The sequence below is a fragment of the uncultured Faecalibacterium sp. genome, from assembly GCF_900066275.1.
Taxonomy (GTDB): domain Bacteria; phylum Bacillota; class Clostridia; order Oscillospirales; family Ruminococcaceae; genus Faecalibacterium; species Faecalibacterium taiwanense.
Genome location: NZ_FMFG01000057.1, coordinates 1 through 8368, shown reverse-complemented (window position 1 = coordinate 8368; position 8368 = coordinate 1). Strand labels below are relative to the sequence as shown.

The 8368-nt window shown below is 57.1% G+C and carries 9 protein-coding genes; 8 read left to right on the top strand and 1 reads right to left on the bottom strand.

Translation table 11 applies throughout. The annotated features are described in order from the left end of the window. The 8 genes from QZL71_RS12440 to QZL71_RS12405 all read left to right on the top strand — a co-directional run. On the top strand, positions 1–198 hold a 198-nt coding region (locus tag QZL71_RS12440), incomplete at its 5' end, for a hypothetical protein (RefSeq protein WP_294649012.1). A 131-nt stretch (positions 199–329) separates the two neighbouring features. After that, the gene (locus QZL71_RS12435) at positions 330–1817 is read left to right on the top strand and encodes a sensor histidine kinase (protein WP_294649009.1); all 1488 of its coding nucleotides are present in this window, start codon (positions 330–332) and stop codon (positions 1815–1817) included. Next, positions 1814–2605 carry a response regulator transcription factor gene (locus tag QZL71_RS12430; RefSeq protein WP_294649006.1) on the top strand — a complete coding sequence of 264 codons (792 nt, stop codon included), beginning with the start codon at positions 1814–1816 and terminating at the stop codon, positions 2603–2605. Before QZL71_RS12435 ends, QZL71_RS12430 begins: the two co-directional genes overlap by 4 nt. A gap of 225 nt (positions 2606–2830) precedes the next feature. Further along, complete coding sequence (locus QZL71_RS12425) at positions 2831–3856, top strand: TRAP transporter substrate-binding protein (RefSeq protein WP_363912706.1); 1026 nt, start codon at positions 2831–2833, stop codon at positions 3854–3856. A gap of 11 nt (positions 3857–3867) precedes the next feature. Next, positions 3868–4422, top strand: coding sequence for a TRAP transporter small permease (locus QZL71_RS12420; protein ID WP_005939311.1), 555 nt, complete (start codon positions 3868–3870; stop codon positions 4420–4422). A 3-nt stretch (positions 4423–4425) separates the two neighbouring features. Beyond that, positions 4426–5727 (top strand): TRAP transporter large permease, encoded by a 1302-nt coding sequence (locus QZL71_RS12415; protein ID WP_005939307.1) that lies wholly within the window; start codon positions 4426–4428, stop codon positions 5725–5727. Between the two features lie 125 nt (positions 5728–5852). Then, positions 5853–6839: a TRAP transporter substrate-binding protein gene (locus QZL71_RS12410; RefSeq protein ID WP_291015389.1), complete on the top strand. Its 987-nt coding sequence runs from the start codon at positions 5853–5855 to the stop codon at positions 6837–6839. Between the two features lie 55 nt (positions 6840–6894). Then, the gene (locus QZL71_RS12405) at positions 6895–7194 is read left to right on the top strand and encodes a hypothetical protein (RefSeq protein ID WP_294649001.1); all 300 of its coding nucleotides are present in this window, start codon (positions 6895–6897) and stop codon (positions 7192–7194) included. Between the two features lie 60 nt (positions 7195–7254). On the opposite strand, the gene QZL71_RS12400 is transcribed toward QZL71_RS12405, so the two are convergent. Continuing rightward, the gene (locus tag QZL71_RS12400) at positions 7255–7956 is read right to left on the bottom strand and encodes a hypothetical protein (RefSeq protein WP_291015391.1); all 702 of its coding nucleotides are present in this window, start codon (positions 7954–7956) and stop codon (positions 7255–7257) included. Positions 7957–8368: the final 412 nt, after the last annotated feature.

Sequence of the window (8368 nt, the reverse complement as noted above, 5' to 3'; positions counted from 1 at the left end):
GAACAGCACGACCCTGCACAGCAGGGGAGCAATCAGCCCTGCGGGCTGTTGCTCAGTGCGCGGGAGACCCCCACCACCGGCATAGCAAGCAGCTCGAAATCGAAAGGTTTTGGGCTGCTTTTCTTTTTCTGCTCAGTTTCTTATACTTTGGTGTTTTCTGGGAAGATGCGGAATCATTTTCAGTTGTTGACCCGCTGACAGTCTGACACATTGCCTACAAGCACCGATTTCTTTGCGGAAACCGGTGCTTTTTGCAGTTGCACTTTCCCCGGGAGATTATTATACTTATAAAAAAGGCCGGGATGCTGCAAGGACAGGAGGGAAAGCGTATGGCACGGAACAAAACCGCACAGGGCGGTATATCCCTGCGCCGCAAGGTCACGGCATGGCTTGCCGCGATTTTGCTGGTCACCATGCTTTCTACTGGCATTGCTACCATGGCAGGTCAGTGGACGGTACGCTCCTTTGATATGCTGCTGGCCGACAACGCCGTCTGCTACACGGTGCAAAACGCCCTCAAGGACGAAACACAGGCCTTTGCACGCTATGTGCGCCAGCCTACTTCTGAAACCGAACAGGCCTATACCGCCGCCTGCACCGCTTCCGAGCAGAGCCTTGCAGCCCTGCCCTTCGATTATGCCCGCATCGGCGAGGAGCGCTATGCCCGCACATGGAATCTTTTGCAAGGGTATGCGGGCTATCGGCAGGAGCGGGATGCCTTTTTGCAGCTTTCCCCCTCGGCAGATACCTATATTGAACAGATGTACCGTGTGATGGCACTGCAGGACTACCTTGCCGAGTATGCGCTACGTCTGACACAGGCCACGCTGGAACAGGAAAACGCCCTTTACAGCAGCACGGCGGCTCACATCCGGCATCTGCCGTGGCTGTATCTGGGGCTGTTCCTGACGGCGGCTGTACTAGTGCTGCTGCTCATCCGGGTGCTGAGCCGCGCTGTTGTGCGTCCGCTGCTGCGGTTGGCGCAGGCCTCCCGCAGCATTGCCGAGGGCGATTTTTCCAGACCGGACCTACCGGTGAAAAGCAGCGACGAGGTGGGGCGGCTGACGGGGACCTTTAACCAGATGAAGCACGCCATGGCGCAGCAGCTGACCACGCAGCAGGCCTTGCACCGGGAAGAGGTGCGGAACCTTGCATTGGAAAAAGATCTGGAGCACACCCGGCTGGAGGTGCTTAAAAGTCAGGTGAATCCGCATTTTCTGTTCAACACCCTGAACATGATCTCCTGCATGGCGCGGCTGGAGGATGCTTCCACCACCGACCAGATGATCGTGCATCTGGGCAGTTTGTTCCGGCACAACCTGCGCACCAAGCGTCAGCAGATCACGCTGGAGGAGGAACTGGACGGGCTGGAGGACTACATTTATTTGCAGCAAATGCGGTTTGACGGACGCATTACCGTTGAAAAAAGCATCCGGGTGCAGCCTGCGGCGGTTTTGGTGCCGTCCTTTATGCTGCAGCCAGTGGTGGAAAACGCTTACTCGCATGGGCTCAAGTCCCGCGAGGAAGGCGGACGCATCCTGCTGCGTGCATGGATGCAGGACAAGGTGCTGGTGCTCACGGTCGCGGACAACGGCAAGGGGATGACCCCAGAGGAACTGGACGCCGTGCAGGCAAAAATTGCCCAGAGCGAGCAGACCGGCCGCAGCATTGGCCTTGGCAATATTTCCCGCCGCATCGGGATGCTGTATCCGGGCGGTAAAATGCAGGTATACAGCCGCGCAGACTGCGGTACTGTGGTGCGGTTTGAACTACCGCAAACGCAGCAGCCGGAAGAAAAGGAGGAGACGCTCTCGTGAAGTGCAAATTGCTGGTGGCAGAGGATGAATTGATCGAGCGCAAGGTGCTGTGCAAGACGCTGCAGAAATATCTGGGGGATTTGATCAGCCTGTACGAGGCGAAAAACGGCAGGGAAGCTCTGGAAATTTTTGCCCGCGAAGCGCCGCAGGTGGCTGTGCTGGACATTGAAATGCCGGGTCTCACCGGGCTGGAGGTGGCGCGCAAGATCCGTGAAACAGACAAAAATTGCGCCATCCTGTTCCTGACCGGCTTTGATAAGTTTGACTACGCACGGCAGGCGATCTCTGTGCGGGCGATGGACTATCTGCTCAAGCCTTACAACGAGCAGGAACTGGTATTCGCGGTGGAGAATGCCATCCGGCAGGTGTCGGTGCCGCTGCCTGCCCACCCGACACAGCCCCCTGCGCCTGCAGAACCCCTCCGCCGGGAAGAGGACGAGGATATGCGCACCGCCATCATCCGTGCCGAGATCAGCCGCTTCATCGACGCTCATTATAGGGAGGATATCTCCATGCAGGATGCCGCCGCTGCGCTGCGCTACTCGGACGCCTACTTCTGCAAGCTGTTCAAGCAGTGCTTTAAGGTAAACTTTTCGGCCTACCTGAACGAATACCGGGTGAACAAGGCGCGCCAGCTGATTTTGGACCCGCGCCTGAGCCTGAAGGATATCGGCGCTGCTGTGGGTTACAGCGACGCCAACTATTTTACAAGGGTGTTCAAGCGCCTGACCGGCCAGACCCCTTCGGAATACCGCGTAGCCGCAGCGGAAAAAGCGGCACAAGGATAAATCGGATCCAAAAGAAGCGCTCGTTCTTTCCTGCCTGTGAACAGGAGAGGAACGGGTGCTTTTTTGTTTTTGCCAGTTTTTTTCGTCCAAAAAACACAAAAATTGTACTTGGATACAACAAAGACAAAATCGTACTGCGTTTCACAAAATAATCCGGTTTCGCAAAAATGAACGAGTTGTTAAAATAAAATCATAGAAAAAACGCGAAAAGAGAGGATGCCATTCATGAAGAGAAGAACGTTTCTGTCGCTGATGGGCGCGGCGGCACTGACCAGCAGCATGATGCTTACCGGCTGCGGTGCCGGCACCGGTGATGACCGCAAGATCGTGCGCATCGGCCATGTGCAGTCCCAGACCCACCCGGATCATCTGGGACTGGAAGCCTTTGCCAACTACATCAACGAGAAGCTGGGCGACAAGTACCGTGTGGAGGTGTACCCCAGCGAGCTGCTGGGCTCCCAGACCGAAATGGTGCAGCTGACCCAGACCGGTGCCATCGACTTTGTGGTGGCGTCCACTGCCATCATGGAGACCTTCAGTGCCAAATACCAGATCTTCAACCTGCCTTACCTGTTCTCCAGCGTAGAAGCCTACCACGAGGCGATGGACGACCCCGAGGTGACGGACCCCATTTTCAAGACCACTTCCAAGGCCGGTCTGGAAACGGTGGCATGGCTGGATGCCGGCACCCGCAACTTCTACACCATCAAGACCCCCATCAACCAGCCCTCCGACCTGAAGGGTCTGAAGATCCGCGTGCAGCAGTCGCCCACCAACGTGGAAATGATGCGTCTGCTGGGCGGCACGGCTACGCCCATGGGCTTCGGTGATGTGTACACCGCACTGCAGGCCGGTATTCTGGACGGTGCCGAGAACAACGAGCTGGCTCTGACCGATAACGGTCACGGCGATATCTGCAAGTATTACTCCTACGATATGCACCAGATGGTGCCGGATCTGCTGGTGGCAAACTACGCCTTCCTGAACGAGCTCAGCGACGAGGAGCGCGCGATCTTTGAAGAGGGCTTCCAGATCGTGAAGCACACCGAGCAGGATGCTTGGGAGGATGCTGTGGCTGAGGCGAAAGATAAGGCCGAGAACGAGCAGCACGTCAACTTTATTTACCCGGACACTGCACCGTTTCAGGAGGCTATGGCCCCCCTGCACGATTCCGTGCTGGCAGCAAACCCGGAACTGCAGCCCATTTATGACCTGATCCAGCAGCACAACGCTGCCCACACTGCGGACTGAGGAGGAGCATCATGGAAAAACTGAGAAATACCCTGAACAAGGTGCTCAACCTGCTGGCAGGTCTGAGCATGACGGTCATGGTGGTGCTGACCACCTATCAGGTCATCGTGCGTTATATCTTCAACTCTCCCTCCACATGGTCGGAGGAACTGGTGGGTTATCTGTTCGGCTGGAGCACCATGCTGGGTGCCACCATCGTTTCCGGCGAGCGCGGCCACATGAACATCCCCGTGCTGGTGGACCGGTTCAACCCCACCATGCGCAAGGCGTTCCACATCTTTGCTGAGGTCATCGCCTTCATCTTCTCTGCGACCATTCTGGTGTTCGGCGGTTTTCAGGTGTCCCAGCTGGCTATGGGACAGCAGACCTCCTCGCTGGGCGTAGCCGTGGGCGTGTTCTACTGGGTCATGCCCATCTGCGGCGTGATCATTCTGGTGTATTCCGTGCTGAACATTATCGGCATCGCCAACGGCTCCATCTGTCTGGATACCCCGGAGGATGCAGACTTTGCAAAGGTGGAAGCCGAAATGGCTGCCGATGCCGACAAGGAAAATAAGGAGGACTAAGCTGTGGCAATTCAAGCGTTACTCGTAATTCTGGCAGTGCTGCTGGTGCTGCTGTTCCTCGGCGTGCCCATCTCGTACGCCATTGCAGTCTCTTCCCTGACTGCCATTCTTTCTTCCATTGACCTGAACGTGGCCGTGCTGACCGCTGCCCAGCGCACCTTTGTGGGCATGAGCAAGTTCAGTCTGACCGCCATCCCGTTCTTTATTCTGGCCGGCAACATCATGAATCAGGGCGGCATCGCCAAGCGTCTGGTGGATTTCGTCATGGCCATTCTGGGCAAGATGCCCGGCGCACTGCTGGTGACCAACATCGGCACCAACGCCCTGTTCGGCGCCATCTCCGGCTCTGCTTCCGCTGCGGCGGCTGCCGTTGGCTCCATGATCCGCGACGGTGCCGAGGAGCAGGGCTACGACCCCGCCGTGACCGCTGCCACCAATGCCGCTTCCTCCTGCTCCGGTTTGCTGATCCCACCGTCCAACGCCTTGATTACCTACTCTCTGGCATCCGGCGGCACCTCTGTGGCTGCGCTGTTCATGGCCGGTTACATTCCCGGCATCATCTGGGCGCTGTGCTGCTGCGTGGTGGGCGTGCTGCTGGCGGTCAAGCTGGGCTATAAAGGCACCCCCGGCAAGTTTGACTGGAAAAATCTTGGCATCTGCACCCTGCGCGCTCTGCCTTCCCTGTCCCTGATCATCGTGGTCATCGGCGGCATCATCGGCGGTGTGTTCTCTGCCACCGAAGGCTCTGCCATTGCCGTTGTCTATGCGCTGATCCTTGCTTTCTGCTACCGCTCCATCAACCTGAAGAGCCTGTGGAAGATCCTCGTGGACTCTGCCAAGATGTCCGGCATGGTGGTGTTCCTTGTAGGCGTTTCCAACATTCTGGGCTGGGTCATGGCCTTCCTGCAGATCCCGGATGCGGTTGCGGCAGCCCTGCTGAGCCTGACCAGCAATAAGTACATCATCCTGCTCATCATGAACGTGATCCTGCTGGTGTCCGGCACCTTTATGGATGTGACCCCGGCCATCCTCATCTTCACCCCGCTGTTCCTGCCCATCTGCCAGAGCTTTGGCATGAGCACCATCCAGTTCGGTCTGATCCTCGTGTATAACCTTTGCATCGGCAACATCACCCCGCCTGTGGGCAACGCCCTGTTCGTGGGCATCAAGGTGGGCCGCACCTCGCTTTCCAAGGTCATGCCGTACATGCTTATGTACTATGTGGCCATCATCGGCGGCCTGCTGCTGGTCACCTTTATCCCGGCAGTGTCTACCGCACTGCCGCAGGCAATGGGCCTGATGTAACTGAGACATCTCCTTCTTCTCCTAAAAAAGGCGGTACCTGCTTTGCGGCGGGCACCGCCTTTTTCTGTCTCTTGCACAAAGGCAACCTTGTGCGCTATACTATCTGCAAAGGGAGGGAGGGCACCATGCGCAGACGGACTTTTTTAGCCGGGCTGGGCTTTGCAGCCTTGCAGCTGGCAGGCTGTGCCGCAAAGCCACAGACCACACCGGACTATGTGCTGACCTATGCCGACAACCAGCCCGCCGGGTACCCCACTACGCAGGGCGCGCAGTATTTTGCAGACCTTGTGCAGCAGCAGACCGGGGGCAAGGTGGTCATTCAGGTCAAGGCGAACGGCGAGTACGGCTCGGAACAGCAGGTGTGGGAACAGCTTGCCATTGGCGGCGTAGATTTTGCCCGTGTGTCGCTCTCGGTGGTCACGGACGATCTGCCCCGGCTCAACGTGCTGCTGCTGCCGTATCTCTACCGGGATGCCGACCACATGTGGCGCGTGCTGGACGGCAGCATCGGGGCTGAGTTTTTGCAGGACTTTACCGCGCAGGGACGGGTAGGCCTGAGCTGGTACGACGCGGGTGCCCGCTCGTTTTATGCCCGTCAGCCGGTGCGCAGCCTGAACGATCTGCAGGGCAAGACCATCCGCGTGCAGGATTCGCAGATCGTGATCGACATGATCCGCCTGCTGGGTGCAGTGCCGGAGACCACGGCGTACAGCGACGTCTACTCGGCGCTTGAGACCGGGCAGATCGATGCCGCCGAAAACAACTGGCCGGCCTACTATTCCATGGAGCACTACAAGGTGGCACGGTACTACATGGCCGATGAGCACAGCCGCGTACCGGAGGTGCAGCTGGCTTCCGGCCGCACATGGGATGCACTGCCGGAGGAATATCGGCAGACCCTGCAAGCGTGCGCCCGGGCATCGGCGCAGTACGAGCGCCAGCTCTGGGCACAGGAGGAAACAGCTGCCCGAAAAGCGGCATTGGCTGGCGGGTGCCAGGAACTGCCGCTGCCCGAAGAAGAAATGCAGAGTTTCCGGCAACTTGTACAGCCGCTGTACCGGAAATACTGTGCCGATTATCTGCCGCTGGTGGAGGAGATACAGGCAGAGTGATAACAGAAAAGGGACGAGTCAAATAAAAAGGCTCACAGCTTTGAGGTTATGCTGCATGGAAAGACGCTGCCTGTGCAATGTTACATGCAATGTTACAAGAGATGATCTTGCAGAACCGCAATCATCCAGCATCATCCTGTGGGGCGTGCGCATCAACGAGAGCGTGGATGACGATGCTTTCTATAACCGCACCAACAAGATCGCCCACCAGCTGAACCCCAGCCGCGCCACCTCCGGCGTGCGATACCATCGGCGAGCTGCTGGAAACGCAGGAGCACTTTTCCTCCACGCCCACTCCGTGGAACAGCAAACAAGCCAGACCCGCCGGTCTGGCTTGTTTGCAATATCCAAATAAATGTTTCCGCTGAATATACCCAAGGTGCAGCGGAGGACCTTCTGAATCAAAAACTCTCCCTTAGCTCACATATCCATCGGTCACGCTGATGATGTTGGCATTGCCTTCCAGACTTTCATACACGTTCACGACGGCATAGTGCATCTCAGCACCCGGATAAACCGTGGTTGCTTCGCACAGGATGCGGTAGTTCGTGCCTGCCACGGTCTGGGTGCTCAACAGAGCCACCGGCACATAATCCACACCTACAAGGCCCTCGGTGGCCTTGTTGAACGCCGCCGTGGCTTCCTCCGTCATAGCGGGGGACTCGGCTTCCTGCCAGGTGCCCACAGCGCCTTTCTCGTAGTCCAGATTTGTCAGGCACAGCGGGTCGCCGATGTCCAGAATTTCTGCCTTGCCCAGCCAGCCGCGCTGCAGCGTGACCACAACATACTCTTCCTGTGCGCCCGGTACGACGACAGTCGCCTTGCACAGAATGCGGTACTGGATACCGGAGCCAGTGGTGCGGCTTGCCAGCAGGGCCACGGGCGTGTAGGAAACGCCCTCCAGACCATCAAAGGCCTTATCGAACACTTTGCGAACTTTCTCGGTCAGTGCCGGGTCGGAAGCACGCTTCCAGCTGCCGGAAATGCAGTTTTCCTCAGCCACAGCAGAAACTGGTTCCACCGTCTCTGCCGAAAGTGCGTATGCCTGTACCGCGCCGCCTGCCAGCAGGGAAAGAGCCATCACAGCCGTCATACAAACAGAAACCGTCTTTTTCATAATAATATATCCCCTCTTCTTATTGTGTGTCGCTGCCGGGGTGTGCACCCGGTTTTGTCGCTTCATTCTGGATACAAATGAGCCGCCCTCGGAATTGCACGGGTTTGAAATATTTTCCAAAAAAAAGAAAAAAGCCTGTGTGCACAGTCCTGAATGACAGGCTCTGCATCCCTCCTGAACATCCCTCCAATTTCCATTTGGGCAATCCAAATCGAAAAAACAGAGTAGAGGGGAAACGTAACGAAAAATCGTAGATTTATCAAAAATTCATTCGATGTACTGTTGCTTTTTCGCTTTAAAGTCGGGCACCAGATGACACCAAATGGAAAACTCTCCCCAAAACTCAAAATCCCTTGTGCTAATAACACGTGTGGGTTCGACCCCCACCACCGGCATAAAAAGGAAGCCCTCC